This window comes from Burkholderia sp. BCC0322, assembly GCF_902833045.1.
Classification (GTDB): domain Bacteria; phylum Pseudomonadota; class Gammaproteobacteria; order Burkholderiales; family Burkholderiaceae; genus Burkholderia.
Window position 1 is genome coordinate 583,429 of record NZ_CADFDU010000003.1, and the last position, 20,022, is coordinate 603,450.

General features: G+C 68.4%; 16 protein-coding genes and 2 pseudogenes. 13 read left to right on the forward strand and 5 right to left on the reverse strand.

Annotated elements, in window-relative coordinates; all coding sequences use genetic code 11:
• Window positions 1-19: 19 nt before the first annotated feature.
• The 3 genes from HWX39_RS12985 (at window position 20) to HWX39_RS12995 (ending at window position 3,999) form a co-directional block, all read left to right on the forward strand.
• On the forward strand, window positions 20-1,045 hold the full coding sequence (locus HWX39_RS12985; protein WP_175968470.1) for a DedA family protein/thiosulfate sulfurtransferase GlpE: 1,026 nt from the start codon (window positions 20-22) through the stop codon (window positions 1,043-1,045).
• 417 nt (window positions 1,046-1,462) lie between these two features.
• The gene (locus HWX39_RS12990; protein WP_175968471.1) at window positions 1,463-2,845 is read left to right on the forward strand and encodes an amino acid permease; all 1,383 of its coding nucleotides are present in this window, start codon (window positions 1,463-1,465) and stop codon (window positions 2,843-2,845) included.
• 218 nt (window positions 2,846-3,063) lie between these two features.
• The gene (locus tag HWX39_RS12995) at window positions 3,064-3,999 is read left to right on the forward strand and encodes a universal stress protein (protein ID WP_175968472.1); all 936 of its coding nucleotides are present in this window, start codon (window positions 3,064-3,066) and stop codon (window positions 3,997-3,999) included.
• A gap of 548 nt (window positions 4,000-4,547) precedes the next feature.
• Here the strand turns inward: HWX39_RS12995 and HWX39_RS13000 are convergent.
• A complete protein-coding gene (locus HWX39_RS13000; RefSeq protein WP_175968473.1) occupies window positions 4,548-4,982 on the reverse strand; it encodes a hypothetical protein in 435 nt (144 codons plus the stop codon).
• Window positions 4,983-5,537: 555 nt separating this feature from the next.
• On the opposite strand from HWX39_RS13000, the gene HWX39_RS13005 reads away from it, so the two are divergent.
• A complete protein-coding gene (locus HWX39_RS13005; protein WP_175968527.1) occupies window positions 5,538-5,792 on the forward strand; it encodes a DUF3562 domain-containing protein in 255 nt (84 codons plus the stop codon).
• Between the two features lie 329 nt (window positions 5,793-6,121).
• Window positions 6,122-7,921, forward strand: coding sequence for a methyl-accepting chemotaxis protein (locus tag HWX39_RS13010; RefSeq protein WP_175968474.1), 1,800 nt, complete (start codon window positions 6,122-6,124; stop codon window positions 7,919-7,921).
• Window positions 7,922-7,951: 30 nt separating this feature from the next.
• Here HWX39_RS13010 and HWX39_RS13015 read toward each other — a convergent pair.
• Window positions 7,952-8,989 (reverse strand): annotated as a pseudogene (locus HWX39_RS13015) (sigma-54 dependent transcriptional regulator).
• Between HWX39_RS13015 and HWX39_RS13020 the strand changes: the two are divergent.
• From HWX39_RS13020 to HWX39_RS13030, 3 genes are all read left to right on the forward strand, one after another.
• The gene (locus HWX39_RS13020) at window positions 8,916-9,152 is read left to right on the forward strand and encodes a hypothetical protein (protein WP_175967689.1); all 237 of its coding nucleotides are present in this window, start codon (window positions 8,916-8,918) and stop codon (window positions 9,150-9,152) included. The pseudogene HWX39_RS13015 and the gene HWX39_RS13020 overlap by 74 nt on opposite strands.
• Window positions 9,153-9,387: 235 nt before the next feature.
• Entirely contained in the window at window positions 9,388-11,367 is a 1,980-nt protein-coding gene (locus tag HWX39_RS13025) for an ATP-binding protein (RefSeq protein WP_175968476.1), read from the forward strand.
• A gap of 107 nt (window positions 11,368-11,474) precedes the next feature.
• Window positions 11,475-12,086: a DUF4142 domain-containing protein gene (locus HWX39_RS13030; protein ID WP_175968477.1), complete on the forward strand. Its 612-nt coding sequence runs from the start codon at window positions 11,475-11,477 to the stop codon at window positions 12,084-12,086.
• Between the two features lie 12 nt (window positions 12,087-12,098).
• Here HWX39_RS13030 and HWX39_RS13035 read toward each other — a convergent pair whose 3' ends face one another.
• The 3 genes from HWX39_RS13035 to HWX39_RS13045 all read right to left on the reverse strand — a co-directional run bounded on the left by HWX39_RS13035 (window position 12,099) and on the right by HWX39_RS13045 (window position 13,694).
• On the reverse strand, window positions 12,099-12,614 hold the full coding sequence (locus tag HWX39_RS13035; RefSeq protein WP_175968478.1) for a PRC-barrel domain-containing protein: 516 nt from the start codon (window positions 12,612-12,614) through the stop codon (window positions 12,099-12,101).
• Window positions 12,615-12,673: 59 nt separating this feature from the next.
• Entirely contained in the window at window positions 12,674-13,105 is a 432-nt protein-coding gene (locus HWX39_RS13040; protein ID WP_175968479.1) for a CBS domain-containing protein, read from the reverse strand.
• 340 nt (window positions 13,106-13,445) lie between these two features.
• On the reverse strand, window positions 13,446-13,694 hold the full coding sequence (locus tag HWX39_RS13045; RefSeq protein WP_175968480.1) for a hypothetical protein: 249 nt from the start codon (window positions 13,692-13,694) through the stop codon (window positions 13,446-13,448).
• Window positions 13,695-13,835: 141 nt separating this feature from the next.
• Between HWX39_RS13045 and HWX39_RS13050 the strand changes: the two are divergent.
• The 5 genes and pseudogenes from HWX39_RS13050 to HWX39_RS13070 all read left to right on the forward strand — a co-directional run.
• Window positions 13,836-14,153, forward strand: a pseudogene (locus HWX39_RS13050) (hypothetical protein); the annotation flags it as partial.
• Window positions 14,154-14,487: 334 nt separating this feature from the next.
• Window positions 14,488-14,799: a hypothetical protein gene (locus HWX39_RS13055; protein WP_041492268.1), complete on the forward strand. Its 312-nt coding sequence runs from the start codon at window positions 14,488-14,490 to the stop codon at window positions 14,797-14,799.
• A 206-nt stretch (window positions 14,800-15,005) separates the two neighbouring features.
• A complete protein-coding gene (locus HWX39_RS13060) occupies window positions 15,006-15,884 on the forward strand; it encodes a MipA/OmpV family protein (RefSeq protein WP_175968482.1) in 879 nt (292 codons plus the stop codon).
• A gap of 95 nt (window positions 15,885-15,979) precedes the next feature.
• The gene (locus HWX39_RS13065) at window positions 15,980-17,674 is read left to right on the forward strand and encodes a VRR-NUC domain-containing protein (RefSeq protein ID WP_175968528.1); all 1,695 of its coding nucleotides are present in this window, start codon (window positions 15,980-15,982) and stop codon (window positions 17,672-17,674) included.
• Window positions 17,671-19,971, forward strand: a complete 2,301-nt coding sequence (locus HWX39_RS13070; RefSeq protein WP_175968483.1) for an ATP-dependent DNA helicase — start codon at window positions 17,671-17,673, stop codon at window positions 19,969-19,971. The genes HWX39_RS13065 and HWX39_RS13070 overlap by 4 nt, the downstream gene beginning before the upstream one ends.
• The last annotated feature ends 51 nt before the right edge of the window (window positions 19,972-20,022 follow it).

A 20,022-nucleotide genomic window follows, 5' to 3' on the forward strand; every position in this document is an offset into this window, starting at 1 on the left:
GCCTTCCAGGAGCGCCGCCGTGTGGCACTTTCCCATCGCTATTCCGTCATCGCTCGGCCCGTGGGCCGTGTTCGCGAGCGTGTTGATCACGCAGCTCGGCGTGCCGGTGCCGGCCGTCCCGATGCTGATTCTCGGCGGGACCATGGCGGCAATGGGGCAGGCGTCCTGGGTCAGCATGTTCGCAGCGGCGATCGGCGCGACGATGCTGGCCGATTCGATATGGTTCTTCATGGGCCGCACGCGCGGCCGGCGCCTGCTGAACGGCCTCGTGCGCTTCTCGCTGTCGCTCGACACGACGCTGCGTTTCGCACGTAACGTATTCGAAAGATACGGCGCGCCGCTGCTCGTGCTGTCCAAATTCCTGCCGGGCCTCGGCCTCGTATCGGCGCCGCTGCTCGGCACGACGGCGATCGGCGTCGGCGTGTTCCTGTTCTGGGATTTGGCCGGCGCGTCGCTGTGGGCCGCGTTCTGGCTGGTCGGCGGTGCGGCCGTTCACGATCAGATCATCCAGTTCGTGCTGTGGGTGCGTGCGAGCGGCGGCACGATCCTCGATGCGTTCCTCGCGATCTTCATCACGTTCCTGCTGTACCGCTGGGTGCGTCGCGTGCAGTTCCGCCGCTATCTCGCGCAGGTGCGCATCTCGCCGCCGCAGCTCGTCGAGATGATGACGTCGGACGAGCCGCCGCTGATCTTCGACGCGCGGCCGAAAGCGATCCGCGAGCGCGAGCCGTACCGGATCGCCGGCGCGGTGCCGGTCGATCTCGATTCGCCGGATTTGCTCGACCCGGAAATGCTGAAACGGCCGATCGTCGTCTATTGCGTGTGCCCGAACGAGGCCACCGCGAAACGCCTGATCGCGAAGATGCAGCGCAAGAAGATGATCCACAACATCCGCGCGCTGAAGGGCGGGCTCGACGCGTGGGAAAAGCACGGCTATCCGGTCGAGCCGCTGCCGGCCGATCTCGATGCCTCGCGTTATTTCGTGCGGCCGGAACACGGCGCGCTCGAAGGCGAATATACGGTAAGGGCGACGTTGTCCAAATAAATGCGCGCGCGATGTCGCGCGCATTCGAATTCCGCCTCCGGTTTCACGCACCGCGATTTTTACGAAAATCGGCTGGCGCGAAACGTCTGATCATTCTTATAATCCCGCCTGCCTATTGCGTGCGCCTGATAGTGCACACTCGACGCGCGTTCGTTCGCGCCGAAAGCGACTGATCCCGTCGCCGTCCAGCCGCGTCGCACCGGCCGCACGGGCGTATTCCGTGAAAGTCCCGATCCGTTTTCCGGATTGTTCCGGAAAATATCGATAATCCGCGGCGATTCCAATCGGATTGACGCAGCATCCGTGTCGTTTCTTATTCAAGAAGCGACGGCGGAGATTATTTCGTTTTCGGCATGAACGGTCGCGCATTGATATCGACAATGACGGCGGCCCGTTCGCGGCTGCCAGGAGACGGACTTGAAACAACCAGAAGACCAGTTGCACCGCGGGCTGGAAGAGCGGCACATCAACCTGATGGCGCTCGGCGCGACGATCGGCGTCGGCCTGTTCCTCGGCTCGGCCACCGCGATTCGCGTCGCCGGCCCGGCCATCCTGCTGACCTACCTGCTGGGCGGCATCGCGATTTTCCTGATCATGCGCGCACTCGGCGAGATGGCGATCGCCAATCCCGTGGCCGGCGCGTTCAGCCGCTACGCGCGCGACTACCTCGGGCCGCTGGCCGGCTACCTGACCGGCTGGACCTACTGGTTCGTGTGGATCGTCACCTGCATGGCGGAAATCACGGCGGTCGGCGTCTACATGCACATGTGGTTCCCCGGCGTGCCGAACTGGATCTGGGCGCTCGCGGCGCTCATGGCGATGGGCTCGGTGAACTTCATCGCGGTCAAGCTGTACGGTGAATTCGAATTCTGGTTCGCGCTGATCAAGATAGTCACGATCGTGCTGATGATCATCGGCGGCGGGTTGATGATCGCGTTCGGCATCGGCAACGGCGGTGTCGCGATCGGCCTGTCGAACCTGTGGGCGCACGGCGGTTTCATGCCGAACGGCATCGACGGCGTGATCGCCGCGTTGCCGATCGTGATGTTCGCGTATCTCGGAGTCGAGATGCTCGGCCTTACCGCCGGCGAGGCGCGCAACCCGGAGAAGTCGCTGACGAAGGCCGTGAACTCGGTGTTCTGGCGCGTGCTGATCTTCTACATCGGTGCGTTGTTCGTGATCATGTCGCTGTATCCGTGGGACCAGATCGGCACGCAGGGCAGCCCGTTCGTGATGACGTTCTCGCGGCTCGGCATCCCGGCGGCTGCCGGCATCATCAACTTCGTCGTGCTGACCGCGGCGCTGTCGTCGTGCAACAGCGGCCTGTTCAGCACCGCGCGGATGCTCTACAACCTCGCGCAGCAGGGCCACGCGCCGAGCAAGCTCGGCAAGGTCAATCGCAACGGCGTGCCGGTGTACGGCGTGATCGTGTCGGTCGCGCTGCTGCTGATCGGCGTGCTGCTCAACTATCTCGCGCCGCAGCACGTGTTCACGTGGCTCACGTCGGTGTCGACGTTCGGTGCGATCTGGACGTGGTGCGTGATCCTGATCGCACAGATGCGCTTTCGCCGCACGCTGTCGGCTGACAAGATCGCGCGCCTGCCGATCCGCGTGCCGTTCTATCCGCTCGGTTCGTTCGTCGCGCTCGGCTTTCTCGTGCTGGTCGTCGTGCTGATGGCGTTCACGCCCGACACGCGCGTCGCGCTCGTGATCGGGCCGGTATGGATCGTGCTGCTCGGTATCGCGTATGCGCTGTTCTACGCGAACCGTCCGGCGGTATCGGTGCCGACGAAGTCGTAAGCAGCACGGGCAGGGGCCCGAGCGCCCCTTGATCGCGATCATGCACGTGCGGGCCGGACGGCCTATGCTGAACGAATCGATTGTCCGCGCTTCGCGTGGCAACCCGCCGATCCCCGTGACCGCCGCGATCGCGGCGGCTGTGCGGCCGCCGTGCGCCGCTTCCGCGCGAAGCTCCCGTCGTCGTTCCGCGACGACGCGCACGCACGGAGGTCTTCGCCATGCAGCCTGCCCAGCCCATCCCGACGCTTGCGCGAATCGCGCTGGCCGTCGATCCGACGCCCGAATCGCTGTCCGCCGCGCGTTATGCGCGCACGCTGCTGCGTCCCGGGATGCGATTGCGCATCGTCTGCGCGATCGACAACCCGCGCCTCGTGCTGCCCGACATCCCGCGCATCGACGCACTGCTGACGTCCGCGCGCGAGGACCTGATGCGCGAGGCGCAAGCCATCAACGAACGGATCGCGGCGTTGTTCGCCGATAGCGGCATCGAGGTCGAGCAGGTCATCGTCGATACGTCGGTGACGGGCGGCTCGGTGGCCGATGCACTGGTGAGCGACACGTCGGCATGGGGCGCGGACGTGCTGGTGGTCGGCGCGAATCCGCATCACGGGCTGCTGCGGCTCGTCGAAGGCGCGATGTCGGACACGCTGACGTCGCGCGCGCGCTGCGCGCTGCTGATCGTGCCGGCCGCGTATGCGCGGCCGTCGGACGGCGGCCTGCAGCGGCTGATGTTCGCGGTCGACGGCAGCGAGCCGTCGCTGCACGCGGTGCGCGTCGGGCTCGGCTTCGCGACGCCGACGACGTTGCTGTACGCGGCCTATGTGATCGATCGTGCGGTTCGTCTGACGGATATCGTGCCGGTGCGCGCGCTGGAGGATGCCTATCGCGCGGAGGGCGAGGACGCGCTCGCGAAGGTCGGCCCGCTGTTCCATGCGACCGGGAACCCGACCAAGCGCGGCGTCGTCGAGACCCGCCCGACCAGCGACGACGTGGCCCATGCGCTGATGCGCGACGCCGTGCACTGGCGTGCGGAATTGCTGGTGGTCGGCACGCACGGCCGGCGCGGTATCGCCGCCTGGCTGATCGGCAGCGTCGCGCGCCGCGTTGCGCATCTCGCACAGGTGCCCGTGCTGCTCGTGCGCGGTGCCGAATAAATCGTGCGATGTCGAGAGCGAAGCGGGGTTGGGTTGACCTGCATCAGAAACGGTGCGCGTAGCGCGTGAGACATTGACTGACGGAACATCCGGCAACGCGGGCGGTCTGTCGTGCATTGCGCAGCCACGTCGCAGCGTGCATCAAAGGCTGCGATCGACGGTGCATTCACAGCCGTGACATCCATTTCCAGAGCCGCAACGTGCAATGCACGGCGCGTCATCTGATCAAGCACTCTCTGGCACGAGGGTAGGCAGCCGATGGTTGCCTTGGAGGGCGGGCGGGGTGCAAGCCACCCCGCCCGCTTTCCTCGTTCGTGTTGTAGTTGGCCCCGTCTGGTTTGCTTTCCTCGCAGGAATCGTTGTCGTTGCGGCCGTGTGGAACGGCGCGTCATGTTGCGTGATGGCGCGCGGCGGCGCCAATGCGAATCGTCGATGGTTACGACATCCGCGCCGCTGCCGTGCAGTCACGGCATGTGGCAGGCGCTTCCGGCGTTGCGTGGTGCACTTGCCGTTGCACGACCCCGTGCCATGCAACGGCTGCCGAACGCTCAGGTCGCGCGAAGCATCCAGCGCAGGTCGTGTCGTCGGCCTGCGCCGCGGCGCACCCGCGAGCGCTGGTGCGCGACATGCAGCGGCGCGCACGCGCTGCACGTGCGGTTGCGCAGGCGGTTCGCATGCGGCCAGCCGGGGCGCGCCTTGCGGCGTGGCTCCGCAATGGCCGGCGCGTCGGGTGCGGCCCGCGCGCAGAGTGCCGCGGCGAACCGTTGCAACGCGAGAACCGAGCCCGCGACGCTCTGGTACTTTTCGCGGCCGATCTGCCCGTCGAGCGTGACGAGCAACCCGGCTTCGCGAGCGAGCGCAAGCAAGGTGTCGATATTGTCGGACGGACGATTGCCGGCCGGCACGGCCTTGGCGGGCAGGGCGCGCGCGTTGCCCGACGCGCGCCGCTGGCCGTCCCGGCCCGGTAAGTTGCGATGTCCCATGACTGGTCTCCTGCGCCAGGCCCCGCGTACCGGCTCGACGGCCGGCTGAGCGATGACCCGTATGAACGTTTTGTCCATGCCACCAGTATCGTGTGGCGCCCGTGCGCTGCCAAGCAGCGCGCGCTGAAGTCGCTGTCAGGTAATGCGCGGCGCCTATCGGAATCCGCTGACACGCGGGGCGGCCGATCGGCCGTCCCGGCGGCGATCCGTCGCGTTCATTCCGACGAATGGGCCACGCGCGGCAGACGTCGCTTGACGCATGATTTCGGCCGGTCTAAGTTCGCCAATGCATCGGCGTCGAGCGGCGTTCCATCGTTGGCCAGTCGACCGGTGCCGCGCCCCGGGGTGGCGTGGCAGGGCTTCCAGTCTCGTTCGCGGGCAGTTTGCGCCGCGGATAGTGCGCGGCCGGTTCGGGCACGGACCGGCGCGACGGCACGCAACGTGTCGTTGATCGCGCGCAAACACGTGCCGGCGCATCGCACGCCGCGCTGCCGTTCAGTCTATAAGCTTCCGGTACCTTCTTCTTTTCGTTCCTCGACCGTCAGGAGTCCGTCGATGTCCAAGGACAATTTGCTCGATTCACTCAAGGAAGCCGCCAAACAGCGCGCGATCGGTTCGGATGAATTGCGTGCGATGCTCGACGACGAAGTGCGCGTATTGTCGTCCGGCGCACGGGTGCACGACTACATTCACGTGTTCGCGATCCGGCATCTGCGCGACCGGATGCGCCAGCAGGACGATCTCGACAACGACACGCGGGCCGATGCGCCGCCCGCGGGAGCCGATCCGCGTCCGAGCCATCGGCTGTGACGGACGAGCGCCGCGGCTGACGCCGCGGACGTGACACGATCCGTCGCAAGGCCAGGGCCGGATCCCGGTCGACATTCCTGCATCCGTCGACAGCGAACCGGCCTGTTCAACCTTCCTGTCCCGTCGTTGCGCTGTCGTCGCGCCAGGTGGCGGTGCGCGCGCGATGCGCCGGCCGGCTCATTCATCCCGACAATCTCCTGACAGCCGGCGCTGTCTTTTGTCATATATTTCACTGAATTGTCACGGCGGCCTCAAGTAAGTGGCGCGATTGCCGTTTACCCGGTGAATTCGTCCACCGGGCGTTCGCGCTCCCTTACCGAGTCGTTGCCATGTTCTCCTCCATCCGGGCCCGCATCCTCGCCGCGTGCGTCGCCATCGTCGTATTCGCACTCGTCGCGACCACGCTCATCAACTACTTCATCGCGCGCTCGTACAACGACGACGCGATCGACCGCAACCTGACCTCCGTCGCCAGCGGCCATGTGGTCGGGATCGCCGACTGGGTCGCCACCCGGAGCCGGATGATCGCGTCGCTGCAGGATGCCGCGCTGACGCCCGATCCGCTGCCGGTATTCAAGCAGATGGCCACGGCCGGCGGTTTCACGAACGTCTACGCGGGCTACGCCGACAAGGCGTTCCACTTCTCCGACCCGACCGGCATTCCGCCCGACTACGATCCGACCGGCCGCCCGTGGTACAAGCAGGCCGCGCAAGCCGGCAAGCCGGTCGTCACGCCGCCGTACGTCGACGCCGGTACGGGCAACCTCGTCGTCACGTTCGCGGTGCCGATCCTGCGCGACGGCGCGCTGAAGGGCGTCGTCGCAGCGGACGTCTCGATGGACACCGTGATCGCGAACGTGAAGTCGATCCACCCGACGCCCGCGAGCTTCGGGATGTTGATCGACAGCAACGGCCACGTGGTTGCACACCCGGACGCGAAGCTCACGCTGAAGCCGGTGGCCGACGTGTCGCCCGAACTCGGCGCGATGAACGGCGCGACGATCGCGGCCGCGACCGCCCCCGTCGAGGTGACGGTCGGCGGCGACGCGAAGCTGGTACGCGCGCGCCCCGTGCCGGGCACCGACTGGTACGCGCTGGTGCTGCTCGACAAGAACGAAGCGACGGCCGGGATGCGCTCGCTGCTGACCGCTTCGCTGGTCACGCTGCTCGTGATCGTCGGTGTGGCTTCGCTGATCATCGGCGCGATCACCGCGACCGCGTTCCGCCGTCTGTCGCAAGTGCGCCAGGCGATGGCCGCGATCGGCTCGGGTGCGGGCGACCTGACGCAGCGCCTGCCGGCCGAGGGCCGTGACGAAGTGGCCGACATCGCCCGCTCGTTCAACAGCTTCGTCGACAAGCTGAACGACGTGATGCGCGAGATCCGCGATGCGAGCGAATCGGTGCGCACGGCCGCGAACGAGATCGCGGCGGGCAACCAGGACCTGTCGTCGCGCACCGAATCGGCGGCGGCAAGCCTCGAGGAAACGGCCGCATCGATGGAAGAGATCACCGCGACCGTCGGCCAGTCGGCGGCGGCCGCCGGCCAGGCCGACGAACGCGCGGCGGCCGCGTCGCGGATCGCGTCGCACGGCGGCGTGGTCGTGTCGGACGTCGTCGCGACGATGGAGAAGATCGAGGAAGCATCGGGCCGGATCGGCGACATCATCGGCGTGATCGACGGGATCGCGTTCCAGACCAACATCCTTGCGCTGAACGCGGCCGTCGAAGCGGCGCGGGCGGGCGAGCAGGGGCGCGGCTTCGCGGTCGTCGCGCAGGAAGTGCGCAGCCTCGCGCAACGCAGCGCGCAGGCCGCGCGCGAAGTGAAGGTGCTGGTCGAATCGACGGTCGCGAGCGTGTCGGCCGGGTCCGGCCAGGTGCGTCAGGCCGGCGACACGATGCGCGAGATCGTGTCCAACGTGTCGAACGTGACGACGATCATCTCCGAGATCACGCACGCGGCGAACGAGCAGACGCGCGGCATCCAGGAAGTGAATCGCGCGGTCACGCAACTCGACGAAATGGTGCAGCAGAACGCGGCGCTCGTCGAACAGTCGACCGCCGCCGCGACCGCGCTGCAATCGCAGGCGAACGCGCTGGCGACCACGGTCGGGCGGTTCAAGGTCGCTTGACGCGGCTTGTCGAAAAGACGGCCGCGCCGCTCAGGAGCGGCCGTTGTCGCGCATCAGCGCGAGCCGGTTGTAGAGCGTTTTCAGGCTGATCCCGAGCGCTTTCGCGGCGCGCGGCTTGTTGCCGTCGAAGTGGTGCAGCGTCGCGGCGATGAAGCGCTGCTGCGCATGGTGCAACGTCGCGCCGAGCGGCAGCGCCATCGTGTTCTCCGACAGGCGTTCGGGCGGCATCACCGGCTTCGGCAGCGTGACGTCGATGCCTTCGTCCGCCAGGATGTACGCACGCTCGATCGTGTTGTGCAGCTCGCGGACGTTGCCGGGCCACGAGTACGCGCGCAGCGCCGCGATCGCCGCCCCGGTCAGCCGCTTGTGCGCATGGTGCCGTGCGTTGAGGGCTTCGACGAACTCCAGGGCGATCGTCTCGATGTCGCTGTCGCGCTGGCGCAGCGGCGGGACGTACAGCGCAAACGCGGCGAGGCGGTAGAACAGATCCTCGCGCAACCGGCCGTCGCGCACGGCTTCGGCCGGGTTGTGGCGCGTGGCCGACACGATCCGCACGTCGAGCGGAATCGGCTCGGTGCCGCCCACCCGCACGATCACATTCGATTCGATCGCCCGCAGCAGCTTCACCTGCAGCGGCGCGGGCATTTCCGCGATCTCGTCGAGCAGCAGCGTGCCGCCGCGCGCGGCTTCGAAGAAGCCTTCCCGTTGCGCGATCGCGCCGGTGAAGCTGCCTTTCTCGTGCCCGAACAATTGCGATTCCGCGATATCGGGCGGAATCGCGCCGCAGTTCACGGGGACGAAAGGGCCGTCCCGCCGGGCGCTGAGATCGTGCAGCCGGCGCGCGACGATATCCTTCCCGACCCCGCTTTCACCGGCAATCATCACGGTGGCGCGGGTCGGTGCAATTTTCTCGATGCGACCGAGCAGCGTGCGCATCGCAGAGGACCGGCCGGACAACCGACGGCCGTCGGCCCGCTGCTTCATACGATTTGCGATGTCTCCCATTGGCGTTTCGCGGGCCGTTTTGAAAATCGGCATCACGCGTTCCGTTGATTGCAATATTTTCATCGACAGCGAAACGGCCGTGAAGGTGCCGCAAAATAGAAATTTCCAATGTGCGCCGCGGGGACGGAAGAATCAGGCCATCGCGATTCCCGACACGAATCGCGGTATTTCTGCGCCATCCAGGGTCGTATCGGTGCCTTTTTTCATCATTCCGGTAAAAAAATGAGGCCCGGCCATGGTGCACTGATGCAGCCCGCGACACCGGCCGCCGCAGCGCGGCCCGCACGGCTTCCACGCAGCCGGGCCACCCGGCATCGCGCACTATCCGGCCATCCGTAGCCCGAACCGGGTATGCCGCTTGCTGACCCAACCATGCTCGCCCGGCACGCTCCACGGCAGGCCGGATGGTCGACCCGCGGCGTGACGCCGTGCGACCTGAGCCGGCGCGAGGCAAGGATGCAATGAGAACCCTGACCCGTGAGCTGTTACGGCAGGGTGCATGGATCGTGCTGGCCGTCGGGCTGGCGTCCGCGCTGCAGGCGTGGGCGGTTCGCGCCGGCGGCGAGCACGCGCCATTTGCGCCGCTGCCTTTTTACGCAGGCGTTGCGGCTGCCGCGTGGCTGACGTCGTTCGGCGGCGGCCTGGTTGCCGCCGCGTTCAGCATGGTCGCGATCGGTGCGCTCGGGTGGCGTGACGCGTCGCTGGCCACGCTGCTCGCGCAGGCCGGCGCATTCGCCGCGATCAGCGTCGTCGAGTGCGTGCTCGTGATCGCGGTGAAGCCGCTGCTCGTGAACGATCGTCTGCACAAACCCGGTAACGCCGGCAACGCCGATGCGCACGAGCCGACGCCCGGCTCGCGCATGCCCGTACCGGACGACGGCCTGCTGCGCCGCGTGGTCGATGCTTCGCCTGACGCGATTGTCGGGGTCGATGCCGCACGCCGGGTCACGAGCTGGAATCCGGCGGCGCGAAGGATCTTCGGCCTCGACGCAACGCAGGCCGCCGGCCGCGACATCGCCGCGATGATCGCGCCACGCTGGTTGCGACGCCACCCGTTGCCCGCGTCGTTCGCGGATCTGCATGCGCCGGTCGGTCCGTTCGACGTGCTGTGCGTGCGTCGCGACGGCGGCCGTTTTCGCGCGACCTTCGCCGCGTCGCCGATCGTCGATGCGCGGGGCAACTGCACGGGTCTGTCGATGACGCTGCGCGACGCGCACGAACGACGCCGCGACGAGCGGCGCACCATGCGCTCGCTACGCGGCGCGCACGACGCACGCGTGCAGGCTGACACGTCGAACCGGCTGAAGGACGAACTGCTGGCCACGGTGTCGCACGAACTGCGCACGCCGCTGAACGTGATCTACGGCTGGGTCGAGGTACTGCGCAACGTCGACGGACAGGGGCTCGCGCAACAGGCGGTCGACGCGATCGATCGCAGCGCACGGTCGCTGTCGCACATGGTTGCCGACCTGCTCGACGCATCGTCGCTCGCGACGGGCCGGTTGCGCCTCGAGCGTGTACCGGTCGATCTCGTGCGGGTCGTGCGCGATGCTACGCGGGAGCTCGATGCGACCGCACGGGCGAGCGGGCTCGAGCTGTCGACCCGTTACGAGATGCCCGCCTGCGTGATTCCGGCGGACCGCGAGCGCGTGCGCCAGGTCCTGTCGAACCTGTTGTCGAATGCGATCAAGTTCACGCCGCCGGGCGGCCGCATCGTCGTGTCGCTGGCCCGGGCGGGCGAGCGCGTGCGGTTGTCGGTCGCCGATACCGGGCAGGGTATTGCGCCGGAATGCCTGCCGCATCTGTTCGAGACGTTCAGCCGGCCCGAACGCGCCTTTGCGTCGCCGAAGCGCGGCCTCGGGCTCGGCCTGTCGATCGTGCGCAACATCACCCGGCTGCTTGGCGGCGAAGTCGTCGCGACGAGCGCCGGCGCCGGACGCGGGACGACCGTCACGGTCACGCTGCCGGCCGGCTGGGACGTCGACGAACCCGCCGAGAATCTGCCGCACGCGGCGGGCACGCCGGATACGACGACGCTCGACGGCCAGCGTGTGCTCGTCGTCGACGATGATGCGACATCGCGCGCAAGCCTCGCCGCGGCACTCGAAACGATGGGCGCGCAAGTGTCGACCGCGCAATCGGGGCATGACGCGCTCGACGTGGTGGAACGGCAGGCGCCGAACGTCGTGCTGTCGGATCTCGCGATGCCGGACGGTGACGGCTTCTGGCTGCTCGACCGCATCCGGCATTTGCCGGGTGGCAGCGGGCGCCTGCCCGTCGTTGCGATCACGGCGCACGCCGGCCACGCCGACCGGCACCGCGTGATGGCGGCCGGTTTCGACGCGTATCTGCGCAAGCCGGTGGACATGCCGACGCTCGCGAGCGTAATCGCCGATGTCGCGCCCGACACTGCGCACGATCGGAAGGAGCGCGGCCGGTAGACGCCGGGGTGGCCGCTCGCCCGCTCATCGACGAGGAAAGGCAGCGAGATGGACGCAACGGCAACCTGCGCGGCCGGCCTGCTCCGTCGCGCCATACGGAGGTGCGGATGAAAACGAATCGAACCGGCCGGCCGGCGGCGATCGTGCTGGCCGCGACCGTCGGCGCATTGAACGTCGCGTTCGCGCAGGGGCAGGCATCGCCCGCTTCGTCGGCGCAAGTCGCGCCGGGTGTCATCCGCCCCGGCACGACGGCCGACGAGGCCGGCATGACACAGCGGCCGACCGGTATCGATGTTGAATTCGTCGACAAGGCAGGCATGATCGGCAAGGTAGAGCGGCAGGCCAGCGAGCTCGCGCTAGACCGCTCGTCGAACCCGGACGTGAAGGCGTTCGCGCGCAGGATGGTCAACGATCACGGACGGATCGCCGGCGAGTTGCGGCAGCTTGGCGCGGCCAAGGGCGTACCGGTCCAGTCGCGAATGCTCGTTGACCCGGCCGTGGCCGCGATGCGAACCAAGGAGGGCCACGCGTTTGACACGGCCTATGTCGCGCTGGCGGGCCCGCGCGCGCAGGAAGCGGCGATCCGGCTCTACGAAGCCGAGGTGCGGAACGGCCGCGATCCGCAGCTTCGCGCGTTCGCGGCCAACGCATTGCCGATGCTGAACGCGCACCTGGCCGCCACCCGGCAACTCGCGCGGACGGTCGCGGCCGCGCACTGAGCCGCGATCACGCTAGCGCTCGCCGCCTTCAGGGCTTGCAGGGGCTTCGGGGCCGCCCGGCGACGCCTCGTACGGCGGCGAGTCGAGCGCCGTTTCGCCTTCCTCGATCAGCCAGTACGGCGAACTGCCGTAGTACGCATGCAGCGCCTTGGCCCACTCCGGATCGGCCATTGCGGGCCAGCGGTTCCTGTCGAAGCCGGGGGCTTCGCGCACGCGGTCGGTGGCGACGGGCAGCACGAAGCATTGGCGCTCGACGTCAAGCACGAGGACGTTCCACGGCACCGCGAGCAGCTTGTCGCCGATCCCGGGCAGGCCGCCCGACGACACGACCGCATACGCGATCCGGCCGGAGCGCACGTCGAGCATGATGTCGGCGACCTGGCCGATGTCGTCGCCGTCCATCGTCAGGACGCGATCGCCTTCGAGCGTGCGGGCGGCCATCACGTCGGGCCCCGGCCCGCCGCCGGCCGTGCGGCGCTTGCCGCCGACGATACGCGTGTCGTCGCGCGACGGTCTGTCCGTTGTCATCGAACACCTCCTGGTCATAGCGGCGCCCGGGCGGGCCTCGCGGCATGAACGGGCGCCGGTCAGCGCCGGCGTGGCAGCGACACGTCCTCGAGCGTATTGGCCAGCTCGTCCCGCTCGGGGCCGCCCGCGCGGGTCGCGATGTCGCCGAGCGACACGATGCCGACCAGCCGCCGGTTGCGGTCGAGCACCGGCAACCGATGCAACTGCACGTCGGCCATCCGCTGCTGGACGTCGCCGACACCGTCGTCCTCGACGCACCACTGCACGGGCCTGGACGCGACCGCCTGCACGGGCGTATCGGACGAATGGCCGTGCGACAGTCCGCGCACCGCGAGGTCGCGGTCAGTCACGATCGCGACGAGTTCGGGGCCGTCGCAAACGGGCAGCACGCCGATATCGAAGCGCCGCATCAATTCGGCCGCGTGGCGAATCGTGTCGGTCGGCGCGACACACACCACGTCGCGCGACATGATCTCGTTGACGCGAAACATGACCGCCTCCTTCGTGAAGAAGCCGATTCAGGAGCAGATGGCGTGCCGCGCGCGGGCCGCGCACGCCGGGCCTCGACGGCCAGGCGACGGAGAAATTTGCCAGCCCGCTTGTACATCTTCCACGGCGGCAGCCGCGAACGGGTGGGGCAGGACGTCAGTGCCCGATGCCCGTCATCGCGACGATCGCGAGCACTACCGCGCTTTCGATCGCCGCCAGCGCTGCGACGCCGGCGGCGCCGCTGATTTCATGCCATTTGCGTTCAAGGCGTTTCATCGGATCAACTCCGGATTGCTCCGGCGCGCCGCTGCGCCGCCGCGCAGTGCGAGCCGGTTGCCGCCGTCAGCCGTGATCGGGGGGCGGGGAAGGAACGTGCGGCGCGCGGCGTTCGCGCTCGCCGGACGGCTTGGCAGGATCGATACGGGTCGCGCCGCCAACGGCGGGCGGGTCGCTGGCCGGAAACGTCTCCTCGAGTCCCTCGTCGATGCGTTCCTCCGTCTTGTCTTTGGACGGCGGGCGCGACGCGGCGAGCGAGAGCAGTCCGGCAGCCGGTGACACGGCGTCGTGGCGGCCGGGGGCGTGAGCGGTCATGGTCGAACCTCCTTGTTCATCGCAGGGGGCGCAAGCGCGATGCCTGCGCGGGACCGACGGCACGACGCCTGCGCGTCGGCGAAACCGCACGGGGCGCGGCGCAGCCACGCGCGCCGTCGGCGTGGACGAGAGGACATCGTGATGAAGGTATCCAGTGAAAGGATACGTTACGACGCGAACGGTTGCGGCGGCGATTTCTGCCACGTGCGCGAGTGTTTCAACGCGTGGAAGCGCGAGTCGCCGGTCCATCGGCCCGAGGCACGCGGCCTGAGGCCCGAGCGGCGCACGTTCGACGGCAAGGACGAGGTACGCGATCTGAACGACGCCGTGTACGACGGCCCCGAGCACGCGCAGCAGGCGCTCGTCGCGGCATGCACGCCGTCCGACCGATTCGCGCTCGCGGTACGGCTGACCGCCGAGGGGCGCACGTTGTGGCTCGTGATGACGGCCTATGAGGACTCTGAGCACGCGGCAGCGTCCGACCTGGGCGGCCAACCGGGGCACCCGCCTCGGCAATAGGCACACCGCTTGCTCAGGGTTGCAGCGCCATCGAGATGCGCGCGCCGTCGCGCAGGAGAGACATGAATACGCCATTCACGCTGCACCGCCCCGAACCGACGACGCCCGACGTCGACCCGGAGCCGACGCCCGGGCACGACGATCCCGTCGATCCGCCCGTGCCCGACGGGCTGCCGCAGGGTGACCCGCCATCGCACCCGTCACCGATGCGGATGCCGGGAGAAAGTGGTGGATCACACGCGTCCGCGCGAACACTGAAACAGGGAGGACCCTCATGGACATTCACGTGCAATCGCCAGACAAGCGCGCGATCGCCCAGGTGCTGGGCCGCTATTTCGAATCGCGCTCGTTGCGCTATCACATCGAGGAACTGCCGGGCGGCGTGCTGCAGATCGGCTTTCGCGCCAGCGGCCGACCGGTTGCCGTCACCGTTTCGTTCGACGATGCCGCGTACGACACCTATACGCATTGGGACGCGAGCCAGAAGCAGCTCGCGCTCGGACGGCTCGCCGACGGCTTCTCGCGAATGATGTCGACGCGCAGCCCGGCCGCGCTGGCCGGTGACTATCACGTCGAGCGATTCTGATTCGACCACGCTTCACCGGACGATCCCTGCGGATGGCAAAGTGCCCGCCCGCAGCGGGCGCTTTGCGTCCGCGCGCGCGTCGCGTAGGATGTCCGTTAATTCAGCGCACGCTACGTTCGCGCCGCAGGCTGCCCGACGCTGCAGCCGAAGAGGCGCAATGCGCTTTCCTCCAGGTTCGTTTCGCGCATCCGCCGGGGACCGCCGTGATGACTGTTGCTCGCCCTTTGCTGTCACCCGGCGCACGCCGGTTCGTTTCAGGTGTGTCGGCCTGCGCGGTGCTCGCCGCGGCTGGCGCCCGCGATGCGTCGGCCCAGACGCCTTCGCCGCTCGGCGAATGGCAATACTCGGCGGGTGTGCCGCTCCAAAAACTCTACGACCCGAACATCTCCACCTGGGATATCAGCGTGGGCGCCGCGATGACGCTGCAGCCGCGCTATGCGGGCTCCGACCGCTATCGCGTGATGGGCGGCCCGAACGTCGACATCCGCTATCGCGACCTGTTCTTCCTGTCGACGGGCGAGGGGCTCGGCGCGAACGTGCTGCGCGGGCCGAACTGGCGCGTGAGCCTGTCCGTCGGTTACGACCTCGGGCGCCGCTCGGCCGACGATATCCAGCACCTGAACGGCCTCGACAACATCAACGCGGCGCCGGTGATGAAACTGGCGGCCGATTACGTGATCTCGAAGGAATTTCCGCTCGTGCTGCGCGCGGATATCCGGCGCAGCATCGGTGGCTCGAATGGCTGGGTCGGCGATTTCTCCGCGTACATGCCGCTGCCGGGCAGCAACGAGCATTTCTTCTGGTTCGCGGGGCCGACCGTGTCGTTCGCGGATTCGCGCTACATGAACAGCTGGTTCGGCGTGAACCCGGGCGCGGCCGCGCGTTCCGGGTTGCCGGCCTATTCGTCGGGGGCCGGGTTCAAGTCGTACGGCGCGGGCGTGACGATGGCCTGGTTTGTGAACAAGCACTGGTTCGTCACGATCGACGGCGCGATCGAGCAACTCGTCGGCCGCGCCGCGCGCAGCCCGATCACGCAGCAGTCGACCAACGGCGTGTTCGACATGTCGGTGAATTACCAGTTCTGAGCGGGGCCGGGCAGTAGAGGGCCGATCGGGCGTGCGGCACCCGCCGTCACATTTGATATGATTCCGACCTGTACGAATGTACAGTGATCAATCCCGTGACGCCTGCATCGCCGACGCCCCCGGCGTTTTACTACCTGACCAATTTCGAACGCGCGCTGGCCTGGCTCGGCGAGCGTTACGACGACCTGTTCGACGCGCACGAGCACGCGTTCGTCCGCCGGTTCGCGACGCTGCCGCAGGCGTCGCGCGCGCTGCTCGTGCGGATGCTGATGCGCAACGGGTGCGACTTCCGCGCCAGCAAGCTCGTGTACGACGAAATCGGCTGCGCACTCGACGCGGCCGCGCCGCTCGTCGAACTCGGCTGGGTCGATCCGGCGCCCGCGCTGACGCTCGACGAACTGTTCGCGCTGTCGACCAAGGCCGATCTGCTGCGCATCTTCCCGGCCCTCGCCGCGCATGCGGGCGAACGCAAGCCCGAATGGCTCGAACGGCTGCGGCCCGCGCACGGCGTCGCGCAACCGCTCGACGCGTGGGGCGCGCAGGACGGCGACCGTGTGCTGCGCGTGACGGTCGGCGCGCTGTGCGACCGGCTGCGCCTGATGTTCTTCGGCAATCTCCACCAGGACTGGAGCGAGTTCGTGCTCGCCGATCTCGGCGTGTTCCAGTACGAAAGCGTGCCGATCGCGCCGTCGTCGCGTGCGTTCCAGCAGCGCGGCGACGTCGATGCGTATCTCGCGCTGCAGGTGTGCCGCGATGCGCTCGACGCATGGCCCGGCGATCTGCCGTTCGACGACCTGATGCGCGCCATCGACGCGGTCGACTGCGGGCAGCCGTGGCTCGCGACGCGTCGCGCGAAGCTGCTGTTCGCGCTCGGGCAGGCCTGCGAACGCCGGGCCGACTGGGCCGCCGCGCTCGACGCGTATGCGCGCAGCGCATGGCCCGGCAGCCGCCATCGGCGCATCCGCGTGCTCGAACGCTGCGGGCGTGACGACGATGCGCTCGCGCTGGCGCTTGATGCGCGCGGCGGCTTCGAGAGCGACGAGGAGCGCCAGCGCGTCGAGCGCATGCTGCCGCGTCTGCAGCGCCGGCTCGGGCAGCGCGTCGAGCGGGCGGCCGCGGCGACGGACGTGCCGCGCGAAACGCTCGTGCTTGCGCGCCCCGATGCGTCCGTCAGCGTCGAATTTGCGGTGCGCGATCATCTCGCGCAAGCCGCTTCGCCCGTCCATTACGTCGAAAACACGCTGATCAATTCGCTGTTCGGGCTGCTGTGCTGGGAGCCCGTGTTCACCGCGGTGCCCGGTGCGTTCTTTCACCCGTTCCAGCGCGGCCCGGCCGACCTGCACGCGCCCGATTTCGTCGCGCGCCGCGCGGACGCGTTTGCCGCGTGCTTCGCGCAGCTCGATTCGGGCGCCTATCGCGACACGATCCGCCGTCATTTCACGACGAAGGCGGGGCTGCAATCGCCGTTCGTGTTCTGGGGCGTGCTGAGCGACGCATTGCTCGACGAGGCGCTCGCGTGCCTGCCGCCCGAGCACTTGCGGCTGTGGTTCACGCGCCTGCTCGCGGATATCCGCAGCAACCGGTCGGGGCTGCCCGATCTCGTCCGCTTCTGGCCCGGCGAGCACCGCTACGAACTGATCGAGGTGAAAGGCCCCGGTGACCGCCTTCAGGACAACCAGACGCGCTGGCTCGCGTACTGCGTCGCGCACGGCATCCCGGTGCGCGTGATCGACGTCGAGTGGGCGGGTGACGACGTCGCGCACGCCGAAACGGCGAGCCTGTCCGCATGAGCTACGTCGTCGCGGTGCGTGCGATGTGCGAGTTCACCGCGCGACGCGGCGATCTCGACCTGCGCTTCACGCCCGCGCCGACCGCGCTGGAAGGCATTGCCGGCCACGGTGCGGTCACGTCCAACCGCGGCGCCCGCTACGAAACCGAGATCGCGCTTGCGGGCACGTGGGGCACGCTCACCGTGCGCGGCCGCGCGGACGGCTACGATCCGGTCGCAAACCGTCTCGAGGAGATCAAGACCTATCGCGGCAGCCTCGATGCGATGCCGGCCAACCACCGCGTGCTGCACTGGGCGCAGGCGAAGGTCTACGCGCACCTGATGTGCGACGCGCGCGGCTTGCAGGAAATCGACGTCGCGCTCGTCTATTTCGACATCGTGTCCGAGCGCGAGACGGTGCTGACGCAAACGCTGGGGGCGGCCGAGCTCGCGACGTTCTTCGCCGAGCAGTGCGCGTGCTTCGTCGGCTGGGCCGAGCGCGAGACGGCGCACCGCGCGGCACGTGATGCGGCACTGCGTGCGCTTGCGTTTCCGCACGGGCAGTTCCGCAGCGGCCAGCGCGAGCTGGCGGTGGCCGTCTATCGCGCGGCACGCGACGAGCGTTGCCTGATGGCGCAGGCGCCGACCGGCATCGGCAAGACGCTGGGCACCGTGTTTCCGTTGCTGAAGGCCTGCGGTGAGGGCGAGCTCGACCATGTGTACTTCCTGACCGCGAAAACGCCCGGCCGCGCGCTCGCGCTCGAGGCCGCGACGACGCTCGGCGCCGGCTCGCCGGCGTTGCCGCTGCGCGTGCTTGAACTCGTCGCGCGCGACAAGGCATGCGAGCATCCGGACAGCGCATGCCACGGCGAATCGTGTCCGCTCGCGAAAGGCTTCTACGACCGGCTGCCGGCCGCGCGCGATGCGGCAATCGAGGCCGGGCTGCTCGACCGCGACACGGTGCGCGCGGCCGCGCTCGCGCACGACGTCTGCCCGTACTACCTGTCGCAGGAACTCGCGCGCTGGTCCGACATGGTGATCGGCGACTACAACTATTACTACGACGGCAGCGCGATGCTGTACACGCTCGCGCAGCAGAACCAGTGGCGTGTCGGCGTGCTCGTCGACGAAGCGCACAACCTGCTCGATCGTGCGCGCAAGATGTACAGCGCATCGCTCGACCCGTTCGCATTCGCGGCGGCCCGCGAGGCTGCGCCCGCGGCGCTGCGCAAGGCGTTCGACCGGCTCGCCCGCGCCTGGGGCACGCTCAGTCGCGCACAGGCCGGGCGCTATGCCGCGTATCTGGAAATACCGGGCCCGATCGTGTCGGCCGTGCAGAATCTCGTCGCGGCGCTCGGCGAGCACCTGGCCGACGCGCCGCGCGCGAACGGCGACGCGCTGCTGCGGTTTCATTTCGAGGCGATGCAGTTCAGCGTGCTTGCCGAAGCGTTCGACAGTGCGTCGATCTTCGACGCGACGCTGCTCGGCGTACCGATGCCGCGCCAGCCGGCGCTCGATGGCGTTGCGTCGGCGAGCCGCCGGCGCCGCGTCCAGTCGACGCTGTGCGTGCGCAACGTGATTCCGGCGGGTTTTCTCGCGCCGCGCTACGAAGCCGCATGTGCGACCGTGCTGTTCTCCGGGACGCTGAGCCCGTTTCACTTCTACCGCGACACACTCGGGTTGCCCGGCGACACGGGCTGGCTCGACGTCGACGGGCCGTTCCGCGCCGAGCAGCTGACGGTGCGGGTCGCGAGCCACGTGTCGACGCGCTGGCGCGACCGCGACCGTTCGCTCGAACCGATCGTCGACCTGATCGCCGAGCAATACGCGACGCGGCCCGGCAACTACCTCGGTTTCCTGAGCAGCTTCGACTACCTGGGGCGCGTGGTCGCGCTGATGCAGACACGGCATCCGGACGTGCCGGTCTGGGCACAGGCGCCGGGCATGGCCGAAAGCGAGCGCGATGCGTTTCTTGCGCGCTTCGACTTGGGTGGGCGCGGCGTCGGCTTCGCGGTGCTGGGCGGTGCGTTCTCGGAAGGCGTGGACCTGGTCGGCGAGCGGCTGATCGGCGCGTTCATCGCGACGCTCGGGCTCCCGCAGGTCAACGACATCAATGAACAGATGCGGCATGCAATGGACGCACGCTTCGGTAACGGCTACGACTACATGTACCTGTACCCGGGTTTGCAGAAGGTCGTGCAGGCGGCCGGGCGCGTGATCCGCACCGAGCACGACGAGGGCGTCGTGCATCTGATCGACGATCGTTACCGGCGGCGTGAAGTGCGCGACCTGCTGCCGCGGTGGTGGCGGATCGGGTAAGGCGAGGGCTGCCTGAGCGTCGTGTAAGCGAACCTGCCGGCGGCCGTTGCC